This is a genomic window from Burkholderia cepacia GG4 (assembly GCF_000292915.1).
Taxonomy (GTDB): domain Bacteria; phylum Pseudomonadota; class Gammaproteobacteria; order Burkholderiales; family Burkholderiaceae; genus Burkholderia; species Burkholderia cepacia_D.
In genome coordinates, this window is sequence record NC_018514.1 from 1,116,869 (window position 1) to 1,142,108 (window position 25,240).

Sequence of the window (25,240 nt, forward strand, 5' to 3'; positions counted from 1 at the left end):
GAGCCCCTGAACACTATCTCCGGAGTCATCTCGGGTACTCCGCTGAATCGGATCGGAGCATCGCTGGCGCTGCGACGGTGCCTGCCGACATGCTCGAGCTATTCGTTGATCAAGCATGGTTGAAACTGCCCAGTGTCGTATTGCCGCCGATGCCCCTTCAATGGTTTTGGTTTCGCTCGACATTCAGAAAATCTCGTTGAACGACCGTTCTGGCATGCGTCCACGAACCAGCTGGCGCTCGTGAAGACGCCAGATCAGTGGCGTTGAGGTGAAAGTCGTCAATGATGGTTGCATTGACCCTGTTCACATTCCGTTATGGCTTCCCATTGCTTCTTTGAACTGGTTTTAAGGTTTTCCATTTCATTGGCCAAGTGTTCGAAATGCCCGCGATGAATTGTCACTGGCCGAACAAATTTTTTCGCGACAACCATTGGGAATGTCAGTGAGGCGACATTTCCGATATGCGCCGCCCAGAACATCTCGCTTCTGCAACGCTTGGTGCAGATCGTAACCGGATCGACCCAATTCCCTTTATCTTTGCTGCGGTAGTCCCCCTCAATATCTTTCAATATGACATCCTGATCCTCCATGTCGAGGATATTGTCAAGAAGTGCGTCCTGCTCCGCATGCCCGGACGTCCCGCTGCCATAGGTTTGAGGCGTTCCACTGCCCACGACAATTGTCGCGCGTACACCATTGACCCATTCCTCACGCTTGCGCGGGATCTTCTTCAATCCTGTCGGATCGGTCCATCTAAATATATTTGGCGCGTATTGGTAGGGATTTATTCCGCCGTCCAGGCCGATCGGATCCTGGCTTATGAAGATGCCGGCGCCAAAATCAAAATATCTGTGCCTGTTATAAGCAAGACCTGACTCCCAGTCAAAAATCTGACCTTGAAGCCTGATCGGTTGCTTGATCAGGTTCGCTTCAGTACCTGCGGCTTTTCCTAGTGGTCCATAATGCGTCTCCCAGGTCACACGGCCGCAATCGTCATGCATCCGCACGGGCGCCGAGTTTAAATCGTTCTCGAAGAAAAACACGCGTTTCCCTGAAAGCGCAGGCATTGACGGTATCGGTTCCGAGGCGGGATCTGACGCTCCCGCCGGCACGGAGGTCCTGACTTGCTCTTCGTTTGTCATCGGGAAAGTGAGGTCGTCTCCCTGCGGACAGCGGGAATATCCGACAGCCAGAGCCTGAAACGTTTCCGGATAGTAGAACCACTCGCGCCCACCGCGAAAAACCGTCGCTTCGGTCGTACGACTCTTTTGCAAGCGTGTCGGCCCTGCCGCCGCGCCCGGATTGCGCAGACGCGAGTCTCCTCCGCCGGCGTCGCAGGCGTATTCGGCAGTCAGCGTATCTGCGTCCCAAAAAAAGTGGGAAATATAGGACGACGTGCTGGCCTTGTCGCAGATGCCTGCCGAGTCCTTCTTCTCCACGGTGACGTGCGCAGTCTTGCGTACGCGCCGTCGGAATGCGTCGTATGCGTATATGACGTGAATGCTGACGTTGTGGGCCTCCGCACCGGCGAGCACCGGTCGCAGCGACGTCGTTTCGATCAGTTGCCCGGACGCATCCCATCTCAACGTCAGATCTTGGTCGGCGCCCTGTTTGCGGATCAAGTTGCCCACGCGGTCAAATGCGTAATAGCAGCCGTCGTACTCACCTTCCCGGATCCATGCGTCAGTCCGATGCCTGTCTCCGTGGCGGACGCTGGTTTTCAGCAGGTCACCGGTGGCGTCATAGAGGAAGCGATGAAGCTTGCCTGCCGGATCGAGGTGAGCGGTGAGCTTGCCCACCGGATCGTACTGATAGCGCTCAATACCCAGGCGCGAGTCGTGCGTTTCCAGCAGTTCGCCGTTTGCATCGTACGAGTATTCCCGGGAGAACAACGGGCCGGTATCGGAAAACAGCGCTTGTCTGGCCAGCGCCCCCTCCGACGTGTATGACAATTCGCGACGCAATTCGGCACTAAGGTGCTCGACTCGAATTTGACCGAGCGCGTCGCGTTCGAACGTGATCGCCGCCGCGTCGTCCAGCCGGATCGAACTGACTGCACCGAGCGCGTCATACTCGTAGCGAACCGTGTGAGTGATGATCTCGCGACCGGCGGTCAACCGGGTCCGTCGTTCGCTGAGACGGCCGATCGCATCATGGATCTTGCTGATCACGAACCGCTCGCCCTGCCTTTCTTCGATGACGCGACCGGCCACGTCGTATTTCAGTTCGACGCGGCTGTCGGGATTTTCCGCGGTGATCAGATTGCCATTACGATCGTAGGAGAAGATCTCGGTACGGATGCCATCAAGCTGACGTGGATCGGGGACTCGCTTTCGCAGGATCCGCCCGAGCAAGTCCGTTTCATAGTCGACAGCCTGTCCCAGCGGGTCGATGCTACGACGCACGTCCCCGGTTGCACCGTATTCGTATCGCAGCGGCTGGCCCCAATAATCCACCTCCTCCACGATCCGTCCCAACGCATCGCGCTTCAGCTGATAAATCTCGCCGCGCTCGTTGACCACGCCGACAAGCTGCCCCTCGGTGTCGTATCGGTGTTCGACCGCGGTCCCGTCCGGCGCCAGCCATTTCGCAATCTTGCCCAACGGCGAATACTCGAGTTGCGTGACGAGACCGCCGGGATCCCGGTACCGAACGAGATTGCCGTCGGCGTCGTAGCTGCAAAAAATTTCCCGTTCACCGGGTTCAATTGCTCGCGTGAGGTTGCCATTGCGATCGTATGCATAGGTACTCACCTGCCCCAATGCGTTGACAGTCTCAATACAGTTGCCCCGTGCATCGTGCATATATCGGGTACGTTGGCCAAGCACATCGACCACCTCGGCGAGATTGCCATCGCGATCGTAGGCGAAGTGCGTCGTCACACTGCCTGGCTTCGTATGGGCGATCATCTGACCGTGGCGGTTGTATTCGGAGTAGAAGCTGACTTGCGACGGGAGTGTCCGTTCGAGCAGGTTGCCACATTCATCCCATTTGCAACGCCATTGTCTGCCCCCCGAATCAGTCACCTGCACGGGGTGGTGCGTCGCGTCGTACTCCGCGCGGACCACGCTCCCGTCAGGCAGCGTTCTCGCGAGCAGATTGCCGTGGATATCGTATTTCCAGGTTGTGGTACGCCCGGCCGGGTCGGTTTCGGTACTTGTCCGTCCCTGTGCGTCATAGCGGTAACTCCACACACCACCCAGTGGATCGATTCTCGCAACGGGCATGTCACGATCGTCGGTTTGAAGCGTCGTCGTGTACCCCAAGGAATCGGTGATCCGCGTTTCGCCATGACCGATGTCATAGGCAAAGTGGTAGTCGAATATGCCGTTGTCGCCCCACGCGTGATCGACTCGCCAAACCCCGTCTGGATATCGTCGGTGACTGTAGTAAAAGGCGATCCCCCGCGCGTTTGTGTGGCGCGCCATCCGGTGACTGTCGGCATACGCGAAGCGAAGTGGTTGGCCCATCGCATCGAACGCGGTGATCAGGTTGCCGTACCGATCATGCTCGTAGCGAACCAACGGATGTGCATGGCCGTCGGCGTCGATGAGCGTCAGCGCGGTCAGCAGGTTTGCGTTGCCGCGAGCCGCGCCTCTTGCCCCCGACTCGCACTCGATGGCGCGCCCGCTCGCCGCCGCACCCTTGCACTCGATGAGGCGCACGAGACCTTCTTCCGGTCCGCGCTCGAAGACCCACGCATTCCCGTTGAGGTCGGCCATCCGCGTGACCGGAAGCGTCAAGGTCGCGCCGTCCTCGAGCATGTCCGTTGCTTGTTGCCAGCATGCTGGACCGGCAAACTCATGCTCGATCCCGGCACGCGTGCGCAGGACCAGTTGGTCGCCCCGACGGTACAACGCGTGTCCGTGCTGCCAGTCGTGCACGCGAGCCGGCCACCCGCCGGAACCAGGAATTTCGTCGAATGTCGTTGCGTGATCCGGGAAATAGGCAGCCACCCCTATGCGGCCCGCGTGCCGAATCAATTCGAGACGGATATCGGCGGGTGTTTGCCAGCCCGCGCCAACCGTGCCTCGTCGTGTGTGCCGGCTCGTGAAATGGCGGCCCCACACCAGTGGCAGACGGCCGGCGACCGTGAAGTCGTGTTGCTGTACAACCACGTCGCCCGTAATGGCGTCCACCGGCTCCGCATGCAACACCTTGCACCGCAAGAAACCCGACTTCAAATTCAGCTTGTCCGCCAGCGACTTCGCCCACTTCGATCCCTGAAACGCCTTGAACAGCCCCTTCGCCGCCGCGACCATATTCAGCACCGGCGGCCCCCCCACCATCACCGGCCTGCCTGCCGGAATCGGCAGCATCACCGAGCTCGGCATCGACGGATAGGTCCGCTCCGTATGCGCGCTGTTGTGCCCTGGCGGCTCCATGCCGACCGACCAGCAGCTCAACGCCGGCAGCGCCATGAACGACATCGGATCGTTGTTGGCGAGCACCGTCCTGCTCCCCATAAATGATTCGGCGTCGTCTGATGGAATCGGATCCGGCTCTGGCGGCGGCGCAAACGACTCCCCGAGCGGGAAATGCAGCCCCGGCACGTGATATGAATGTGTGCCGACCGTGGCCCGCATCAACCCGTTCACGAATATCGGCCGGCCTGCGGCACCGCCCATTCCGACGCCCACGCCTATCGCGTTTCCAATGCCGCTCTGGAGCGCCGCCGCTTGCTGCTCGAGTTTCAGTCCCTCGGCGACGATCGCGTTGTCCTGGATATCGGTGAGCTTTCCGGAAGCGAACGAGGCCGCAGCGTCGAGCTTCTTCACGACATCCGGATGATCCTCGAGATACGTGCCGACCTTCTCCTGCACAAGCGCCATCGCGATGCTGCCAACGACGCCCTTCGCCGCCTCGACATACTCCCGCAGATCGAGCATGAATCCGACATGGGGATGCGGCAGAAACACCGGTGTCGGGCTCGGCGCGACGAGTACCGAATGAACGTCGATTCCAACGACGGGATCCAGGTGCTTGACGGCCAGCAGCCCCACGTCGCCCTCCCCGCTCAGCGTCCGCCGCGCAACGCCGCGACTTTCTCGCTGAGCGCATTGCGCCGCCGGTCCATTGCACCGATCTGCGAAGTCATCCACTCGACGACGAGCGGCAGATTACTGTTCGCCCGCATCGGCTCGTCGATCATCAAGCCTGCATCAAGCGCATTGAATCCGGCCTCCAGCGCATGCTCGCGCGCCCCTGCTCGCTCCCAGCACACGGCGCTCATCCGCCACGCCTCGACCGTCATCAGGCCGTCGTTCGCCGCCGCAGTCGACGCCGCCGCACGCTCATAGCAATACGCCGAGTGCGCATAGTCCTTATGGGTCAAATGCACGCTCGCCTCGCCGAACAATCCGTTCGCAACGAGCTTGTGCCCCGCCGGATGCCCCGCCTCGACTGCGCGCATACCGCTGCTGGCGGCGCGCTGGTAAGCCTCGATCGCACGCTCCCGATCGCGCCATTTCAGATACGCGGCCCCCGCAATCAGATGCACGACGACACACTGATCGAACCACTGCTCACGCTCCGCGACCTCGAGTGCCGCCGCGCGCAGTTCCTCCAGCCGGGAAGGATTGCCGCCCTCGATCGTCTCGGTCAGCATCACGAACTGCCGCCGGAATTCGCCGCTCGAACCGCGCTCGCCCGATTCCGCCAGCAGTTCGCGCGGCACGCTCGCCATCGAATATCGAGCCTGCACGACACGCACCGCGGCCCGATGTCGTTGCATCAGCGGCGCGAAAGGCGCAACGTCCGTGCATGGCACGACGAAGCGCACACGCTCGCCCAGGTTCGGCGCCATGGCGACGCTCGACAACACCCCGTCCAGCCATCGCACCCATGCCACGTCATCCCGCACTTTCACGGGCTTCAGCACGAACACCATCGACGGAAACACATCCGGATGGTGTTGCATCAGGCTGCCGGCAATCGTGAGCAGATACAGCACCGGATTCTTGCGGTCGTCGTGCGGCGCGTGCCAATCCGCGCACACGCCATGCGCACTGGATGCCTCGCGCCGGCTGTCGTAGAACGCAATGAGTTCGTCCGTCAGCGCCTTTGCATAACTCGATTGATCGACGAACGGCGCACGCATCGTCCGCACCGCACACGACGTTTCATCCTGAACCTGGAAATACAGCCGCACGAGCTGCGCATCCGTCTCGTCGGTCTGCCAGATCATCACGCGCGCATCACGCTCCTGCGCGAAACTCATCCAGTCCGAATGCGCATCCATGAACCTGCGCTCCACCGGATTGGTCGGCTGCCAGTTCTGCATTCGTGCGGCCCTCCGTCATGGATTCAGTTTCAGGATCGTGCCTTCGACGGTGTGCTCGCCCGTCGCCGACGATGTCACCGTCTTGCCGTTCACGCTATGGCTTTCCGTACCGGTCGACGTCACGTTGATGCCCTGGATCGCGATCGTGCCGTCGCGCTTCATCAGGATGCTCGATGCACCGCACATGAGCATCAGTTGGTCGCCGGCCGCGACGAGCACCTGATGCTGCACGTTCGTCGTGTGGTTCGCGCCAACGTTGACGGTGTGTTCTCCACCGACCGTGAGCGTATGCGCTTTCGCAATCGTCGACGTCCTCGCACCGATTTCCTCGGTGTGCGACGACGCAACCAACGTCGTCATGTCCTGCGACGTCGTCTGATACATCTGTCCGACGTTCAGCGTCTTGCCTTCGCCGATGGTTTCGGTCTTGCCTTTCGCGACCGTCTCGCTGTGCGTACCGCCGATGGTCGCGTCGCGATTGGCGGAGATCGTCACGGTTTCGTTCTGTCCGACCGAACGCGTGCGATTTCCCGCCACCGCATGGGTCTCGTTCCCGCCGACCTGCGCCACGCGATGCTGGCCGATATTCACCGTCTCGTTCTGCCCCACACTCCGTTGCCGGTTGTGGTTCACCTGCATCGTCTCGTCGTTGCCGACCGTATGCGTATGGTTGTTACCGACGGAAAGCGAATGATCGAGTTCGGTCTCCGCATCGAAATTCCGCTCCGCATGCATCCACAGCTGCTCGGCGCCCTTCTTGTCCTCGAACCGGAACGCGTTCGCATGGTCGGTCGTCCCGCCCGGCGACGACCGGGACAGCAGCCCGCTTTGCGTCGCGCTGCCCGGCAACCCCCACGGCGGCATCTTTTCGCCGTTGAATACGCGCCCGGTGACGATCGGCTCATCCGGATCGCCGTTCAGGAAATCGACCACGACCTCATCGCCGACCCGCGGAATCTGCACGCCCCCGAAGCCGCCGCCGGCCCACGGGCTCGACACGCGCACCCAGCACGACGAATCCTGATTGCTCTGCCCATACCGGTCCCAGCGAAACTGCAGCTTCACGCGCCCGTACTGATCGGTCCAGATCTCCTCGCCGGGCGGCCCGACGACGGTGGCCGTCTGCGGACCGCTGGTCCGCGGCCGCGGCGTGTCGCGGGGCGACCGGAAAGGCAGGCTCGACGGCTGCACGAGCATTATGGTCCGATGCACGACTGCCTCCGCGCCCTGGTCGCTCGCATACGCGTTCTCCTGAAAACGGTACCGACACCGCACGATCAGGTACTCGCGATTCTGATCGGCGCGCGGGCAATGCTCGAGCGTGAACACATAACCGGGCGCGACGCCGCGCACGTCGGTATCGGCGCTCGCACGCTCGTGCTCGGCCTGCTGCTCCTCGAGCCGCACGCGGCTGTAGTGCGCACCGGGCGTATCGTCGCGATACCCGCCCGGCCATTCGAACGACGCGAAGCTGTCGTGGTCGTGGCCGCGCGGATCGACCTTCTGCGATGAAAGATCGGCGCGCGGCTTCGTATAGTCGTAGTCGGTGGTCTGATGCTTGCCGACGCTAACCTCCTGCGCGGGCAGCCAGCCGTCGATGTGTTCCTCATCGGCGATCGCGGTTCGATCCGGTGCGATGTACGGGATCGTTTCGTAACCGGGCAACGCGACGTGCGACGACATCGCGTCGCTCAGCACGAGCGTGTGATGGTCCGCCGCGTGCCTGAAATGGAAATAGATGCCCTCGAACTCCATCAGCCGCGTCACGAATGCAGTGTCGGTCTCGTTGTACTGCACGCAGTATTCGCGCGGCACATACGCTTCGGTCAGCTTGTTCTCGATGGGGAAACCGTAAGGCGCCAGCACTTCCTGCACGATGTCGGGCACGGTGCGGTTCTGGAAGATCCGGCAGTCGGAGCGGCGCGTCGCGAGCCACAGCCACGGCCGCACCACCAGCTCGTAACCGTAGTGCCGCTCCGCTCGCCGGCCGGCGAGCGACGCCCGCGCGACGATCCCGTTCAGGTAGCGCGTCGACAGGTCCTGCTGTTCGATGCGGACCGTCACGGGCTTGCCGAGCAGGTCCTTCAGCGACAGGCTGTGACTGTCGGCGAGCGCCTCGATCCGGAATTCGAACAACTGGCCGAGTGCCTCGCAGCCGTCGAGCGTGTGGAACGTCAAGTCGTCGCCGTGCGGGCTGTCGAGTGTGAATACGCGATTCACGTCGTGCTCTCCTCGTCGAACCGGTAAGCGAATTCGCCGCCGGCCGCACTCACCTCGATTGCCGCCAGTGCGCGACCTTCGAGCGTGGCCTCGAGGATCGCGCGGCCGATCCGCGGCATCACGGTATGCGTGAGGATTGCGTCGACCATGCGGCCGCCGGATTCGATCGTCCGGCAGCGCTCGACGATCAGCGCGGTCGCCGCGTCGGTGCAGCGCAGCCGGATACCGTGATGCAGGTCGATCCGTTTCTCGAAGCGCCGCAACTGCAGTTCGACGATGCGCGCGAGCGTCGCATCGGTCAGCGGGTAGTACGGCACGACAGTCAGCCGGCCGAGCAGCGCGGCCGGGAACACCTCGAGCAGCGGCGCGCGCAGCGCATCGGCGAGCGTCTGCACGTCAGGCAGACGCTCGGGGTCGCGGCACAGCTGCATCACGCAATCGGCGCCGACGTTCGAGGTCAGCAGGATCACGGTATGCCGGAAGTCGATGTCGCGCCCTTCGCCATCTTCCATCCAGCCCTTGTCGAACACCTGTAAGAAAATCTCGTGCACGTCGCGGTGCGCCTTCTCGATCTCGTCGAGCAGCACGACGCTGTACGGCCGACGCCGCACGGCCTCGGTGAGCACCCCGCCCTGTCCGTAGCCGACATAGCCGGGCGGCGCACCCTTCAGCGTCGATACCGTGTGCGCCTCCTGGAACTCGCTCATGTTGATCGTGATCGCGTTGCGCTCGCCGCCGTACAGCGTGTCGGCCAGCGCCAGCGCGGTCTCGGTCTTGCCGACGCCGGACGGCCCGCACAGCAGGAACACGCCGTGCGGCTTGGTCGGGTCGTCGAGCTTCGCGCGCGCGGTCTGGATGCGTTCGGCGACTAGCTCGACCGCATGTCGCTGGCCGACGACGCGTTCGCCGAGCGTCTCTGCGAGCTTCAGCACGGCCTGCGTTTCGTCGCGCACCATCCGGCCGAGCGGGATGCCGGTCCAGTCGGCGACGACGGCCGCGACCGCATGCGTGTCGACGGCGGGCAGCACGAGCGGTGCGTCGCCCTGCAGGTCGGCCAGTGCCTGATGCGCGGCGGCCAGGCGCGCCTGCAGGTCGGCGCGCGCGCCGGCGGAGCGTTCGTGCGTCGGTTCGTCGTCGAGCAGCGCGGCGCGCGATTCGACGATCGAGGTCAACGCGTCGCGCTCGGTCTGCCAGCGCGTGTCGAGCCGGTCGAGTTCCGCCTGCGTGGCGGCAACCTCGGCATCGATCGCGTCGCGCCGCGTGCTGTCGCCGCTGCCGAGCGCACACTCGCGCCCGATCCGTTCGCGCTCGACCCGCAGGCCGTCGATGCGTCGGCGCGCGTCCTCGATCGGCGCAGGCACCGCGTGCTGGCTGACGGCGACGCGCGAGCAGGCGGTGTCGAGCAGGCTGATCGCCTTGTCCGGCAGCTGCCTCGCGGGGATATACCGGTGCGACAGCGTCACCGCGGCATGCAGCGCGTCGTCGAGCACCAGCACGCGGTGGTGGGCCTCGAGCTTCGCGGCCAGGCCGCGCAGCATCGTCACCGCGGCGGCCTCGTCGGGCTCGAGCACGTGCACGAGCTGGAAGCGCCGGGTCAGCGCGGGGTCCTTTTCGATGTACTGCTTGTACTCAGACCAGGTGGTCGCGCCGATCGTGCGCAGCAGGCCGCGCGCGAGCGCGGGTTTCAGCAGGTTCGCGGCGTCGCCGGTGCCGGCCGCCCCGCCCGCGCCGACGAGCGTATGCACTTCGTCGACGAACAGGATCGCCGGCCGCTCGGACGACATCGCTTCGTCGATCACGCCGCGCAGCCGGCTCTCGAACTCGCCCTTCACGCTCGCGCCGGCCTGCAGCAGCCCGATGTCGAGCAGGTACAGCGCGACGTCGCGCAGCGACGGCGGCACGTCGCCGGCGGCGATCCGCAACGCGAAGCCTTCCGCGACGGCTGTCTTGCCGACGCCGGCCTCACCGACCAGCAGCGGGTTGTTCTGCCGGCGCCGCAGCAGGATGTCGAGGATCTGGCGAATCTCGGCGTCGCGCCCGACGACGGGATCGATTTCGCCAGCCCGCGCGCGGGCGGTCAGGTCGACGGCAAAGCGCGCCAGAGCCGAGCCTTTCACGGCCGCCGCACCGCGCATCGCGGCGTCGCCTGAGCCGGCGCCCGCATCAGCGTTCGCGGCCGGTTGCGCCTCGGCTGACCCGTCGACGATCGCTTCGAGTTCGTCGGCCAGCACGTCGGGCACGATGTGCTCGAACTCGCGCGCGATCGCATACAGCACGTTGCGCAGTTGCGGCGTCTTCAGGATCGCGAGCAGCAGGACCGCGCCGCGAATCCGTGTCGCGTCGTATTTCAAGGTGGCATAGACCCACGCGCGCTCGACCGCGTCATCGATGTGCGCGGACAGGTCCGACACCGATCCCGCGCCGCGCGGCAGCCGGTCGAGCGCGGCGACGAGCCCGCGCTCGATGGCGGCCTCGTCGATCCCGAAACGGTGCAGCACGCGCTGCAGGTCGCCATCGGGCCGCTGCAGGATCTGCTTGAACCAGTGCGCGAGTTCGACGTACGGATTACCGCGCAGCCGGCAGAATCCGGTCGCCTGCTCGAGTGTCTCGTAGAGGAGCGGATTCAGTTTTCCGAACAGGTTGACGCGGCCGATATCGGACATGACGGTTCCCGTTTAGGCGGTTTTGCGATGAAGGGCGGCGCCGCTACCCGGCGGACCGCCACGGCGCGCGTCGTAACGGACGACGAGATCGCGTGCGGGCCCCGCTTCGAGCCGCTGCCCGAGCCACGCGGTGCGGCCGAGGCCCTGCGGCGCGCCAAGCGCGATCGCCGGCACCGCGTCGGCCGCCAGTTCAAGCCGTACGTCCCAGTCGAACTCGATGCCGACGTATTCGCGCACCCATTGCGCAAGCTGCCGGGCATGCGGACCGCCCGGCAGGAAGCGGCGGTACGCGTCGAGCGATAGCGGGCCGAGCACGATCCGGAAGTGCGACTGCGCATCGCGCACCGCGACGCCGAGCGCGACGGCGCCGACGCGCAAGGTCGGCCGCGTCGCGCGGATCGTGCAGCGCTGCGACCGTTCGATCGCGACCCACTGCGGCACGTGCTCGACGATGCGGGCCTCGACACCGAAATGCCGGCGCAGGATCTGCACGAGCCCTTCCGGGTTGCGCGTATGCCGCACGAGATGGCCCGCGTGGAAATAGCGCGCATGCGGCGCGAGCGTGTCGGCGCCGGCTTGCGCGGCGGGCTTGTCGCCGTGTGCCGCCCGACCGATCAGGCTCGCGACATAGCCGTCGAACCGCGCGCGTTCCGGGCGATCGAGGCTCACGGTCGGCTGTGCGTCGGCCCATGCACGGTAGAACAGCAGGATCAGCCGGTGGTGGAACAGGTCCGCGAACGCGGCGAAGGTCGGGTCGTCGTGCTGCGCCGCGCGCTCGTGTGCGTATTCGGTCAAGTGAGTCGGCAGCGGCCCGTTCGGCCCGAACAACCCGAAACCGTGGATCGCGATGCGCGGCCGCGCAGCGCCACCGTCATCGTCGGATACACGGGCCAGCATCGACGCCGCGAACGCGAGCGACGGCTGCTGCCCGAGCCGCACGGGTTCGTCGCGCGGACGCGCGGCATGGCCGAGCGGTGCGCGGCCCGGTGACAGCGCGTCGAGCCAGCGCAAAGCCTGAAACAGGTCGTAGCCGTGCGGTGCGGCACGCAGCCGCGCCCACCACGCATCGCGGCGTGCGGTTTCGGTAGCCGGCTGAGCGCCGGACGGCGTACCGTGCGTCATATCGCGGGCCGCCTGCCGATACGCGCCGGCCAGTGCGCGAGCGTGCCGCGCTGCGTGCTGGTCAGCACGCATTCGGCGAACGCGTTGATCGAGACGTGACGCGCGAAGAACTGTTCGAGCACCGCGCCGAGCAGGAACGGGCTGTCGCCGGAGAACGCATGGTCGTCCACGGTCACGTCGACCTGCACGCCGCGTCCGAACATCAGCGGCCCGAGCGCCGGCAGCCGCCGGAACACGGGCGAGAATGCGACGCGCCGCACGCCGTCGATCTGCCGGCGCATCGCAGCATCGGCCGGATCGGCATGCAGGCCGAGCAGTTCGCGCAGCGCATGCGCGCCTTCGTCGTCGTCGAGATCGGTCATCGTCTGGCGGGCCAGCCCGAGATGGCGGATCAGCCGCCAGGCCGACTGCGTATCGGCGATCGGCGGACGCGGCCGCGACGGGCCACGAATCGCGACGATGCGCTCGACGGGCGCCGAGATGCGCAGCGTGAATGTGTTCGCGTCGCCCGGCGGCTGCAGCAGCACGAGATCGCGGTTGGTACACAGCGTGTCGACGGACAGGTAGCGCATCGTCTCGTCGTACGGCGCGCACTGGCTGTCGACCAGCGACACGTAGGTTTCGCTGCCGACGTAGCCAGTGCGCGTGCCGTTCGCGCGTGCCTGTGCGGACACCAGCCGGGGCTCGCGCCGCACCGTGTAGTACGCACCATAGTTGCCGTCGTCGCGCGCGAACGATGCGTGAAACGGCCGGAATTCGCGCGACTGGCCGTCGTCGCGCTGCACGCTCGCGAGCCGCTGCACGGCATAGACCTCATGGTCGAGCGGCCGGCTGCGGTCGACGACGACATGATGCTCGCGCGCGCCCGGCTGCAACGGAATGCGGTCGCCGCGGCGGGCGAACAGGTTCACGGCCGGCGTGCAGTTCAGTGCCAGATGCCGCGCATCGACGGCCGCTTCGAGCGCCGCGTCGGCGCGGTCGAACAGCACGGTCAGCTCGCACTCGTCGCCGGTGGCGCGCGTGAGCGCGGCGCGCAGCCCGCTGATGCTGAAGAACAGGAAGCGTGCCGGAAACGCGAAATACTCGCGCAGTAGCCGGTAGCCGTGGAAGCTGCGCCCCTCATCGGGCAGGATCGCCTGCGCCGGATCGAAACCCTCGTGGACGATTGCGTCGGCGTCGAGCGTGTGCAGCCAGCGCGGCGCCTGCCCCGGATCGTGGCACACGACGCCGAGCGCATGCGCGGCGATCAGTTCGAGCAGGTGCAGCGCGTCGCGCTCGGGGCCCGCGAGATGAAAGGTCAGGCGCTCGAGCGGCAGTTGCGAGAGTTTGGCACCGCCGCGTGCCTTCAGCCGGATGCGCAGCGCCCCGCGCACGTCCTGGCGCGCCGGCACGACCCCGCGCGGCAGCCACGACGGCGCACCGGTGACGGTCGCCTCGGTCAGTTCGAGCGGCCACAGCGTCAGGTCGTGCGCGGTGCGGAATTCGCACGCGGTCTGCTCGGACGCGGCCGGCCGCGCGCGCAACGCGGTGCCAGCCGGCAGCCGCCAGCCCTGTGCGAGGCTGCCCTCGTTCAGCATCGGCGCGAACCGCACGATCGCCATCGACGGCAACGGCGCGAGATAGCCCGGATACACGGCATCGAGCAGCGCCTGCGTGAAGCGCGGAAACTCGGCATCCATCTTCAGCTGCACGCGCGCGGTGAGGAAGCTGAAGCCTTCGAGCAGCCGTTCGACGTACGGATCGGGTGGCCCCGATTCGTGCAGCCGCAGCCGCGCGGCGACCTTCGGGAACTGCTGCGCGAATTCGCCGCCGAGCTCGCGCAGATACGCGAGTTCGCGGTTGTAGTAGTCGAGCAGGCGCGTATCCATCGTGTCAGCTCCCCGCCCTCGACTGCAGCGACATCGCGCCCGTCTCCAGGTCGAGATCGGAGCGCAGCACGAATTCGACCGGATGCGGGATCGACCACAGCGTGCCGCGGATCTCGAACAGCAGCACGTTGTGACGCCGTTCGCCGGCGCGACCGCCCGGCGCATCGGCGATGCTGCGCACCTCGACGCTGTCGGGCGCGATGCGCGGCTCGAAGCGAACGATCGCGTCGCGAATCGACGCCTCGACCGACATTCGTTCGACGCCCGACATCGGCTTGCCGACGAGCGGCCGCATCCCGTAGTTGAGCACCGACGCCTGCGCATGCGCGAACGCCGCCCAGTCGACGAAGCCGTCCTCGGCGTTGCGCGTGTTGAGCAGCCACGCGAGATCGCGCAGCACGGCTGCACGCAGGCGCTCGGCGCCGATCCATTGCGCGCCGGGCAGGTCGGTCGTGCGCCGCGGCGCGTCGTCGGTCAGCCGGTCGAGCAGCGCGGGCTGCAGCCGGTCGCGCATGCCGCCATGCCGGCCATCGCGGGTGTCCGGGTCGTCCATCGTCATCGGTCCGCCGTCACATCTCGGTGTTTTCCTTGATGTTCCAGCCGACCGACACCTCGGCGCCCTTGCCGCCGTTGTCGTTCTGCTGCCAGTATTGCTTCTTCACCTTCGCGGCCTGGAAGCCGTAGTGCATCATCAGCCGGTCGGCCGCGTCGCCGGGATCGATGCCCGCGACCTGCGCGGACGTGACGAGCACTTCCTGCAGCGTGACCCGCATGAACTCGACCTGCGAGCCGCCGGTCTTGCACGCGGAGATCTCGACCTTCGGCAAGTGCTTGCCGCTCGCGCAGTTCTTGACGATCGCGGGCGCCCCCTTGTCCATGTACGCGGCCACGACGAGATCGTTGAAGCTCGCCTTGCCCGCGTTGCCGCCGCTGCCGCTCGCCATCGCGCCCGGCTGGCTCGCGCCCCACGTGAACGATTCGATGTCGGTCCAGCCCTTGTGCTGCGCGTCCGCCGATTCGCCGGTCACGCCGTCCACCTTCATAAACATTGCCACGCCCATTGCCGTCTCCGTTTCAGTGCGAAATCAGGTTGAATGCCGGGTTGAGTGCCGTATCGAATGGCGCTTGCCGCTCACTCGTTCGCCGCCTTCGCGGACGGCAGCCGCGAGATGAGCCGCAGCGATACGGTGAGCCCTTCGAGCTGGTAGTGCGGCCTCAGGAAGAATTTCGACGTGTAGTAGCCGGGGTTGTCCTCGACCTCGTCGACCACCACCTGGGCAGCCGCCAGCGGCTTGCGCGCCTTGGTTTCCTGCGACGAGTTCACGGGGTCACCGTCGACGTAGTTCATGATCCAGTCGTTCAGCCAGCGCTCCATGTCGTCGCGCTCGCGGAACGAGCCGATCTTGTCGCGCACGATGCATTTCAGGTAGTGCGCGAACCGACAGCACGCGAACAGGTAAGGCAGGCGGCCGGACAGCCGCGCGTTCGCGGTCGCGTCGGGGTCGTGATACTCGGCCGGCTGGTACAGCGACTGCGCACCGATGAACGCCGCGAAGTCCGAGTTCTTCCGGTGCACGAACGGCATGAAGCCGTTTTTCGCGAGCTCGGCCTCGCGGCGGTCGCTGATCGCGATCTCGGTCGGGCATTTCTGGTCGACGCCGCCGTCGTCGGTCGGGAACGTGTGACTCGGCAGCCCTTCGACCGCTCCGCCCGACTCGACGCCGCGGATCGACGAGCACCAGCCGTACTGCTTGAACGAGCGGTTGATGTTGGCGGCCATCGCGTAAGCGGAATTCGCCCACGTGTAGCGGTCGTGATTCGCGGCGTCGGTGTCTTCCTCGAAGTCGAATTCGTCGACCGGATTGGTGCGCGCGCCGTACGGCAGCCGCGCGAGAAAACGCGGCATCGCGAGGCCGACGTAGCGCGAATCCTCCGACTGCCGCAGGCTGCGCCACGCCGCGTATTCGGTGTTCTGGAAGATCTTCGTGAGGTCGCGCGGATTCGACAGCTCCTGCCACGAATCCATCTGCATCAGCTCCGGCGACGCGCCCGCAATGAACGGCGCGTGCGCAGCCGCCGCGATCTTCGACAGCTCGCCGAGCATCTCGACGTCCGGCGGGCTGTGATTGAAGTAGAAGTCGCCGACGAGGCAGCCGAACGGCTCGCCGCCGAACTGCCCGTACTCCTCCTCGTAGATCTTGCGGAACAGCGGGCTCTGATCCCACGCGACGCCCTTGTAGCGCTTGAGCATCCGCGCGACCTCGTGGCGCGACGCCGGCAACGCCTTGATCTTCAGCAGCTCGTCGGTCTCGGTGTGCGTGACAAGGTAATGCAGGCCGCGCCATGCGCCTTCGAGCGTCTGGAAGTCGTCGTGATGCAGGATCTGGTTGATCTGCTCGGACAGCTTGCGGTCGATCTCCGCGATGATCTGCTTCACGCTGCCGTATGCGTCGGTCGTCATGCCGACCGTATGTTCGAGCGCCTGCTGCGCGAGCGTGCGCACCGCGCGCTCGACCGACTCGCGCGCCTCGGCGGTCTTCGGCTTGAACTCCTTCTGCAGCAGCGCGGCGAACTCGCCGTGCGCGGCGGCCGGCAGCGCGGCGTCGCGTGCGTCGGCGCGGGACTGGGCGGGGTCATTCATCGCGGGCCTCCGGTTCGGTCGCATCGGCGCGCGGTTCGCGCACCAGCATCTTCAGCAGGTCGGGATCGTTGATCGCGCGCTCGATCAGCTGTTCGGCGCCATGCTTGCCGTCCATGTAGGACAGCAGGTTCGACAGCTCAGTGCGCGCGTCCAGCAGCCGGCGCAGCGCGTCGACGTTGCGCGCGATCGCCGCCGGCGAGAAATCGTCGATCTGCTCGAACGTCACGTCGACGCTGAGCATCCCTTCGCCCGTCAGCGTGTTCGGCACCTGGAATGCGACGCGCGGCGCGACCGATTTCATCCGCTCGTCGAAGTTGTCGACGTCGATCTCGAGGAACTTGCGCTCGGGCAAATCCGGCAGCGGCTCGGCGCGCTTGCCCGCTAGGTCCGCGATGACGCCCATCACGAACGGCAGCTGCACCTTGCGCTCGGCGCCGTAGGTCTCGACGTCGTACTCGATCTGCACGCGCGGCGCCCGATTGCGCGCGATGAACTTCTGTCCGCTGCCCGCCGCCTTGGTTCTGTCCGTCATCGTCCACTCCTTCACATCGATCAGATTGCGCTGCACGTCGCCGCCGCGCGGCGGCCCGCCTCATTCGCTTCGCTCGCCGCTCAGCAGGTCCAGCTTCGCCAGGCTCTCCGGGGCGAGATCCCGGATGATTTCGTAGAAGTCGAGCGCGAGCAGCCGCTGCGCGCGCCGCAACAGCAGCGGCGCCGGATGACTCGGCTCGTGTAGTTCGAAATACCGGCACATCTTGTCGAGGCCGAGCCGCACGTCGTCGCGGCTCGTGACCTCAGCATCGCGCCATGCGTGCCCGTTCGGCACAACGGCCGGCGCAGGGACGGCTTGCGCGGCGCCGGACGCAGCCGGCGTTGCCGGAATCGAACCGTCCGGTGGGGCCGGCTGCGCCGCCGGTGCGGGCTCCGGAACCGGCACTTCGCACACGATGCGTTGCAACGCTTTCTCCGTGTCGCTCGCATCGGGCGCCCATTCGCTGCCGAGCCGGTCCGTCACGTGCGCACGGATCGCGTCCAGCGCGTGCAGCGCGGCGCGCACCGCCTCGATCGGCACGCGGCCGTCGTCACGCGCACTCGACAGTGCCGCGACCAGGCCGTCGCGGCTGCCTGCTGCCGGGCCACCCGCTTCGTCGCGGCCGTCGAGCGCGCGTTCGGCATCGCGCACGCTCGGGCCGCCATCGAACAGCGGCTGGCGCCGTGCCGCACGCGCACACTCGTGCGCACCGGCGACATCGGCGAGCGCGTTCATCCGCCGTGTCGGGTCCGGCTCGCCGTCGGCGTCGAGGCGAGGATGAAGGTCGTCCCAGCCGCGCTCGAGCAGGCCCGCGACGACCGCGAGCGCGTCCGCGTAGCCGGGAATGCCGTGCTGTTCGGTCCAGCTGCGCGCGAGATACGCGACGACGCGCAGGTCCTTCGTACGCTCGGTCAGCGCGAGCGCGAGGCGCTCGACCGCGCGCCAGTCGGGTGTTTCGGCCGGGATCACGGTGTCGCCGTACTGCTGCTCGGCGCGCGGCGTCGCCCGCTCCTGAAGCTGCAGGAAGTCGGCGTCGTATTCGAGGTTCGCGCCGCACGGCGTGCCGGGCGCGACGTCCGCGAGCAGCCGGCCGATCAGGTCGGCGCGCGGCGACGCCACCGGCAGGCCGGGTGACGGCGAGGACAACGCGGCGGCGGCCAGCGCCGCCTGGCTGACGTCATTCGAATGCATAGTCGATGCTGACCGGTTTGCTGCCGAAGTCGATCGCCACGGTGCGGTGCAACGGCGGCAGCGAGCCGTTGCGGATCTCGATCTGATAGACGCCCGGTGTCAGCGACACCGAGCGCAGCGGCGGGCTCGCGCCGCGCCGTGCGCCGTTCACGTACACATCGCCCCACGGGCGCACGTTGAAGCGCACCTGGACGGTTTCCTGCTTCGGCGGGCGCTGCTCGGCAGCCGGCGCGTTGACCGCGGCGACGGCCATGTCGGCGTCGGACGGCGACGGCGGTGCCGGTACGGGCGTGTGTGTGGTCGACGGCGATGCAGCGGCCTCTGACGGCGGCACGTTGACGACGCGCTCCGACGCGTCGAGGCTGCCGGCCGGCGCGATGGCCGAGCTCGAGCCGGCTTGCGACGACGTGGCGCCTGCAACGTCCGTGGCGGTCGTCGCGACCTGCGGCGCGGTGACGGTGGCCTCGACGGCGGGCGCGCTGGCTGGCGCGGCGGCCAGCGATGGCGGCGGCACCTGCGCGGACGATCCGGCCGGCAGGCTCGACGGCGGCACGACGATCGGCGTCGGGCCATGCTGCGCGAGCGTAGCCTCCGGTGCGCTGGCCGAGGACGCCATGCCGGCCTGCGGCTGGCTTGCGCCGGTTTCCGATTCGCCGGCGACTCGCGCGGGTCGCGACAGATAGGTCGTGGCAATGCCGATAACGATCAACGCAGCCAGTGCGCCACCCACGTAGGTCTGCGTGCGCCGGTTGCCCGCCGTGATCAACGACGGGCGGCGCGGGGTGCGGGCCGAAGGTGATGCGCCCGGCGAGGACGTCGACGTGGAGGTACCACCAGCACCAGCACCAGCACCAGCACCAGCAATCGGCCCTGCCGTTCCGGTCAGGTTCCCGATACCCGTCGCGCCCCGCTGTCCGATGTCGGCCCCAGCGCTTGCCGATCGGATGGTGGCATCGTCATCCGCTTCGGTCTTCGACGCTGACGGCTCATCCTGCGACGCGTCCTTGGCGCGATCCACATCACCTTCGAGTCCATCGGACCGGCCGGTTTTCGCGGATGGCGGCGACGCGTGCGACGCAGACGCCCCGGATGACGCCGCCGCTCCAGCGCCCGCGATCGCGGCACCTCCCACCGCCGCCTTCGACGCCGTAGACGCGCTGACTTCGGGCCCGTCGCCAGACACCGCGGATGAGGCGGACAGCGTATCCGGTGGGCTCGACCGGCTTTCCGGCCGTTCAGGCTCCGACGACCGCACATCCGGTGTTGCCTCGCCGGACGCCGTCCCGCCTGCACCGACCGACGCCGCAGCAGAAGCACCAGCATCCGCCTTCCCTTCCCCACCGCCCCCCGCCTCGGTCGCCGGCGCCGCGACGACCGAGCCATACCCGCCCCCCGTCCGCTCGACCTCCCGCAACCCGAGTTCCGCCGCGAACGCCGCGACCGACTCCGGCCGATCCGGGATCCGCAACTGCAGCGCGTGATCGATTGCCGCCAGGAACGCCGGGCTGTACACCTCACCGGCCGGCCACTCGCGCGACGCAAGCGGCCGGTACGTGTCCTGGATGCTGCGCACGACGGCCGCCGGCGGCAATTCGCCCGTGATCAACGCGTGCATCACCGCGCCGAGCGCATAGAGATCCGTCCACGGCCCCTGGCTGAACGCGGGGTCGTCGGTGTACTGCTCGATCGGTGCGTAGCCGGGCTTGATCATCATCGCGCCGTCGTCGACGAGATCGCCGATCCGTTTGCGCGCCGCGCCGAAGTCGAGCAGGATCGCGCTGCCGTTCGGGCGGATCAGCACGTTGTCGAGCGCGACGTCGCGATGGAAGCACTGCGCGCGATGCAGCGTATCGAGCGCGCCGAGCAGCGCGCCGACGATGTTGCGCAATTGCGTCTCGCTCATCCGCGTACCGCCGTCGAGCAGTTGCTTGAGCGTGCGCCCTTCGTAGAACGGCATCACCATGTACGCGGTGCCGTGGCTCTCCCAGAAATGCAGCACCTTGACGAGCCCCGGATGATCGAATTGCGCGAGCAGGCGCGCCTCGTTGAGGAACGCGCCGCGTCCCGCGTCGAACGCCTGCGCGAACCGCTCGGAGCGCAGCGACACCGTGTAGTCGCCGCCGCGCGTCGCGAGCATCGACGGCATGTATTCCTTGATCGCGACCGCGCGCCGCAACGTGCGGTCGAACGCGCGATAGACGATGCCGAAACCGCCGATCCCCAGCACCTCGTCGAGCTGCAGCTCGCCCAGGCGATGACCGAGCGGCAGCGGCCGCACCGTGAATTCGGGCGGGTCGCCACGGGTCGCCGTGTCGTGCTCGTTGTCTCTCGATAAAGGGTCCTTCATGTCTACCTCGCGATACCGCCTCCGTGTGGCCCGCGTTGCCCGCCGCCGACCGCTAGCCACTAGCCACTAGCCGCCGCCGAACAGCGTCAGGAACAGCGCGTTGTCGGGTGTGCCCGTATGCGCATGGGTGCGCAGCGGCGATCCGTCGGCACGATTGGTCCACCAGAAGCTTGTCCCGCCGTGCGGATCGAAATAGCCGGACAGCCCGGGCCACGCCGCGAGCGCCGGCCGCTCCGGCAGCGTCGCCGGCCTTCCGTCGACGACCTCCGCCGGCGGCTCGGCGCCCGGCGCGAGCCGCACGCGGTCGAGCGTCTGCTCGAGATCGACCGGCGCGCGCGCATGCCGGATCGCATCGAGCAGCGCATGGCCGATCTGCCAGTAGAACGGGTCCGCGGCGTCCGGCAGCCCGTTCCAGTAATCGGCCGCCGGCATCGGCAGCGTGGCGATCACCGGGTAATAACGCCCGACGCGGTCGCAGCTCGGCGCGAGACAGCCCGGCTGCACGCACGACGCACCGGCGCCCGCCGGGATCAGGAAATTCCAGACCGGCGCGACGGTGTAGTGGCGCGCGATCTCGTCCGCGCCGCGCTGGCGCATCGCGGCCATCCCCTGCTGGAGCCAGCGTTCCCACCAAAGTACGAGCGCATGCGGCAGCCGGCTGTTCACGAAGTCGCCGGCGCCGGGAATCTTCCCGTACCAGGCCGGGGCGTCGCCATCGGCGCGCGCGCGCAGCGGGATGCGACTCATTGCTTCGGAGGGCATGTAAAGGACTCCATCTGGGGCAGCCTGAACGGGTTGCGGACACTGCCCGCATTCACCTGCAGCACGAGCGGTTTGCCGTCGACCGTGAAGCGCGCGAGCATCCGGTCCGAGCCGCGCCCGGCCGACACCGCCGCGCGGTCGAACAGCCGGTGCAGCGCCCACGGCCCATCGGTCGTAAAGCCGTCGGTCGCGCCGGCCGGCCCCGCCACCTGCAGCCGCACCTGGTTGCTGCCGCGCGGGCCCGGCCAGTCCACCGCGCTCTGCACGAGCGGGCCGTGCGCATAGCGGACGACCTGGCCGTCGACGTCGAGCACCATCTCCGGGATCGACGGGTCCATCTCGAGCGTCTGGATCTGCACCTTCAACTGCGCCGTGCGCGCACCGCCGCCGAAATAGACGTCGCGGATCACGGCGGCCTTCTCGAACGACGCGAGCATCGCGGCCGCCGCCGGATCGGCATCCGCATTGCGGTTCGCGAAGCGCCACGGGTGCGACGTCGTATCGACGATCGACTGCAGGTTCTTCTGGAAGAAATCGTCCATCAGCCCGCCCGGCGCGAACATCTGCGCAAAATCCGCCGGTGCGACGTCACGCGCCGAGCCGCGCGCGAACGGATAGCGGCCCGCGATCGCCTGCCGGCAGAAATCCCCGACGTTCGCGCCGGCCCGCTGTGCGACGCTGCGTTGCTCGACGGTCGCGACGCTGCCGTTCGCGACGTTCGACAGGTCGTCGAGCACTTCGCGGAACGGCGTGGGCAGCCGCCCGGCCTGCGCGCGCAGCCGCGCGGGCGCATCGGACGGCGGCGCTTGCGCGCCGCTGCGCAGCGCGTCGTCGGTGGCCGTCAGGTACGTATAGAGCGCGTCGATCGACTTCAGCACCGCGTCGAACGCCTGGGCCTGGTCGCCGCTGCCCGGCGCGAACGCGCGCAGCCCGGCGAAGTGGCTGTCGACCACCTGCTCGGGGCTCGCGGGTACCGCCGCGGACGGATTCGCGTCGCTCGCGCCCTGCCCCGCGAAGATCTGCGACAACGAACTGCGCGCCTCGTCGACCTTGTCCTGGGCGCGCGACGCGAGATGGCGCGCGCCGCCCGGCGCATTGCCGAGCGCCGTGTCGCGCGCGAGCGCAACCATCAACCGGGTGAGCGGCGAATCCGCCGAAGACAGCGCACGCGCAACCTGGATGCTCTGTGCGAGCGTCGCCGTGCGCTGCAGCTTGAGGTCGGCGAGATAGTCGTCCCAGATCTTCAGGTAGTCGTTCAGGTACAACTGGCGGATGTCGCGCGCCCACGCGGCGGCGTCGTTCGGCCCGGGAATCTCGGACAGCCCGAGGTTCAGCACCCACACCTCCTCGCGCCCGTACGCGTCGACCTCGCCGGCCAGGCGCGGCGAGAACACGTTGCGATAGCCGTTGCGCGTGTAGAGGCCCGGCACGCCTTCCGACAACGGCTTGCCACTCTGGCGGCGGAATACCAGCGACGCATCCGGGCCCACCGCGCGCGCGACGCCGAAGTCGAACGCCGAGGTCGCCGGCCGCAGCGTATGCGTGAGCTGGCGATACAGCCGCTGCGAGAACGGCACCTGGCGCAGCCGGTCGCGCACGTCGGCCACGAGCCGCTCGTTCATCGGATACGGCGACACCGCCACCCGGTTGCCGAACAGTGCGGCGAGATGCGCACGCAGCGCCGAGCGTTCGGCCGGCGAGAAATCGGGCGGCAACGCGCGCTCCATTTCCAGATCGACGACGGCCTGCACGAACGCCGGATCGTAGTGCGCGCTGTCGTACAGCATCAGGTAGGCCTTCAGCGCCGCATACGCGTATTCGGTTTCGTCGGGCCGCGCGTCGCGCAGCGCGGCCTCCATCCGGCGCGCGGCGAGCGGCAGCAGCACGTCGTCGAGCGCGCGCCGGTACACGGCGTCGACGGCCTCGTCGATCTTCTCGCCCTGGAACAGCCCCCAGCGGTACGCGAGCGGCGGATGCGACCGGTCGACACCGCCGGCATTCGCGAGCCCGCCGAGCGCGTCGAGCACCGGCAGCAGCCGTGCGATGTCGGCCGCATCCGAGAATTTCGCGCCGGCGATCTGCGTATCGACGGCGGGCACGCGCTGTGCGATCCGGTCGAGATACGCGCGATTGTTCGAGTAGCTGCGCAGCCATGCGGCCAGCACGGCCACGCTCACGACCGCGAGCAGCACATAGCCGGTGATCTGCAGCACGCGCCGCTTCTGATGCCAGCGCAGGTCGCTGCCGGCGAGCGCGGCCTCGCGGAAGATGTGCTCCTGCAGCAGCGACTTCAGGAAGAAGCTGCGCCCGCTCGAGCCGACCTGCGCGACCGGCGGCACGCCCTCGATCTTCAGGAAGCGCTTGATGCCGCTCATCACGCGGTCGAACGCGGTGCCCTCCTGCGTGCCGCTCGTCAGGTACACGCCGCGCAGCATCGGCATCGGCTCGAAGCTCGACACGGAAAACACTTCGGCGACGAACTGGCCGAGCAGGTCCTGCAGGTCGGCGACCTGCTGCGGCAGCAGGTACGCCATCTCGCGCTGGCGCGCGTCGGTCTGCGCGGCGAGCAGTTCGGGAAGCCCGTCGTTCAGCCGCTGGTGCAGCAGCCGGTATTCGCGGTCGAACGCGGCACGCAGATCGAAGCCCGGCGCCTCGCACTGCGCGAGCGGGAACGTGAAACCCCACACCTGCGCGCATTCCGCGCGGCCGAAAGCGCCGAAATACTCGGCGAAGCCGGCCAGCAGGTCGGCCTTCGTCACGAGCAGGTAGACGGGAAAACGGATGCCGAGCTGGGCGCGCAATTCGAGCAGCCGCTTGCGCAGCACCATCGCATGCTGCGTACGCTCGGCTTCCGACGCACCGACCAGATCGGCAACGCTGATCGTCAGCATCGCGCCGTTCAGCGGCTGGCGCGTCCGGTACTTCTTCAGCAATTCGACGAAGCCCTTCCACTCGGCTTCGTCGAGCGCGCGGTTACCTTCGTGGGTCGTATAGCGGCCGGCCGTGTCGATCAGCACTGCGTCGTTCGTGAACCACCAGTCGCAGTGCCGGGTGCCGCCGACGCCGCGAATCGCCGCGCGGCCGAACTGCTCGGCGAGCGGAAAACTGAGCCCGGAATTGACGAGCGCGGTCGTCTTGCCCGAACCCGGCGCACCGATGAACACATACCACGGGAGCTGGTACAGATACTGGCGCGACATCCGGTCGAACCAGTGCGCGAGGCCGCTGCGCGCGGTCTCGGCTTGCCCGAAGCGGACTTTCTTCAGCAGCGTCGCGGCCTCGTCGAAGCGGCTGCGCAGTTCGTCGAGCTGCGCCTTCGCCGGATCGTCGGCGGTGGCCGGCCCGGGTGCGGCTGCGCGCAACTGGTTCAGCAACTGCGCGTTGAGGCGGCTCGCGTGCCAGCTTCGCCATGCCACGCGCGCGCCCCACGCGACGAACAGGACCGCGATCGTCCCGCCGCGCGCCCAGCCGCTCTCGAGCGGCCGGACCTCGGCGAACGCGAACAGCGGGCCGGCGAGCCACACGAAGCACGCCAGCAGGACGAGACCGGCGAAGGTCCAGATCTCCCGCGACGGCAACGGCCGGACCAAACGCGCGACAGCCTGGTTCAT

At 67.3% G+C, this 25,240-nt stretch carries 14 protein-coding genes; all 14 read right to left on the reverse strand.

Annotation, left to right across the window (positions count from 1 at the left end):
• Positions 1-278 precede the first annotated feature (278 nt).
• Positions 279-5,003, reverse strand: a complete 4,725-nt coding sequence (locus tag GEM_RS20805; protein WP_014899359.1) for an RHS repeat-associated core domain-containing protein — start codon at positions 5,001-5,003, stop codon at positions 279-281.
• A 14-nt stretch (positions 5,004-5,017) separates the two neighbouring features.
• Entirely contained in the window at positions 5,018-6,283 is a 1,266-nt protein-coding gene (locus tag GEM_RS20810) for a hypothetical protein (protein ID WP_014899360.1), read from the reverse strand.
• Positions 6,284-6,298: 15 nt separating this feature from the next.
• Complete coding sequence (gene tssI / locus GEM_RS20815) at positions 6,299-8,503, reverse strand: type VI secretion system tip protein VgrG (RefSeq protein ID WP_014899361.1); 2,205 nt, start codon at positions 8,501-8,503, stop codon at positions 6,299-6,301.
• A complete protein-coding gene (gene tssH, locus GEM_RS20820) occupies positions 8,500-11,166 on the reverse strand; it encodes a type VI secretion system ATPase TssH (protein ID WP_014899362.1) in 2,667 nt (888 codons plus the stop codon). Before tssH ends, tssI begins: the two co-directional genes overlap by 4 nt.
• Positions 11,167-11,178: 12 nt before the next feature.
• Positions 11,179-12,288: a type VI secretion system baseplate subunit TssG gene (gene tssG, locus GEM_RS20825; RefSeq protein ID WP_014899363.1), complete on the reverse strand. Its 1,110-nt coding sequence runs from the start codon at positions 12,286-12,288 to the stop codon at positions 11,179-11,181.
• Complete coding sequence (gene tssF / locus GEM_RS20830; protein ID WP_014899364.1) at positions 12,285-14,156, reverse strand: type VI secretion system baseplate subunit TssF; 1,872 nt, start codon at positions 14,154-14,156, stop codon at positions 12,285-12,287. The genes tssG and tssF overlap by 4 nt, the downstream gene beginning before the upstream one ends.
• 4 nt (positions 14,157-14,160) lie before the next feature.
• A complete protein-coding gene (tssE, locus tag GEM_RS20835) occupies positions 14,161-14,709 on the reverse strand; it encodes a type VI secretion system baseplate subunit TssE (protein WP_014899365.1) in 549 nt (182 codons plus the stop codon).
• 16 nt (positions 14,710-14,725) lie between these two features.
• On the reverse strand, positions 14,726-15,217 hold the full coding sequence (locus tag GEM_RS20840) for an Hcp family type VI secretion system effector (RefSeq protein ID WP_014899366.1): 492 nt from the start codon (positions 15,215-15,217) through the stop codon (positions 14,726-14,728).
• A 71-nt stretch (positions 15,218-15,288) separates the two neighbouring features.
• Complete coding sequence (tssC, locus tag GEM_RS20845) at positions 15,289-16,797, reverse strand: type VI secretion system contractile sheath large subunit (protein WP_014899367.1); 1,509 nt, start codon at positions 16,795-16,797, stop codon at positions 15,289-15,291.
• The gene (gene tssB / locus GEM_RS20850; RefSeq protein ID WP_014899368.1) at positions 16,790-17,329 is read right to left on the reverse strand and encodes a type VI secretion system contractile sheath small subunit; all 540 of its coding nucleotides are present in this window, start codon (positions 17,327-17,329) and stop codon (positions 16,790-16,792) included. The genes tssC and tssB overlap by 8 nt, the downstream gene beginning before the upstream one ends.
• A gap of 60 nt (positions 17,330-17,389) precedes the next feature.
• Positions 17,390-18,520, reverse strand: a complete 1,131-nt coding sequence (tssA, locus tag GEM_RS20855; protein ID WP_014899369.1) for a type VI secretion system protein TssA — start codon at positions 18,518-18,520, stop codon at positions 17,390-17,392.
• Positions 18,507-20,867 (reverse strand): serine/threonine-protein kinase, encoded by a 2,361-nt coding sequence (locus tag GEM_RS20860; RefSeq protein WP_014899370.1) that lies wholly within the window; start codon positions 20,865-20,867, stop codon positions 18,507-18,509. Before GEM_RS20860 ends, tssA begins: the two co-directional genes overlap by 14 nt.
• 66 nt (positions 20,868-20,933) lie before the next feature.
• Positions 20,934-21,629, reverse strand: a complete 696-nt coding sequence (gene tagF, locus GEM_RS20865) for a type VI secretion system-associated protein TagF (RefSeq protein WP_014899371.1) — start codon at positions 21,627-21,629, stop codon at positions 20,934-20,936.
• Entirely contained in the window at positions 21,611-25,240 is a 3,630-nt protein-coding gene (gene tssM, locus GEM_RS20870) for a type VI secretion system membrane subunit TssM (protein WP_014899372.1), read from the reverse strand. Before tssM ends, tagF begins: the two co-directional genes overlap by 19 nt.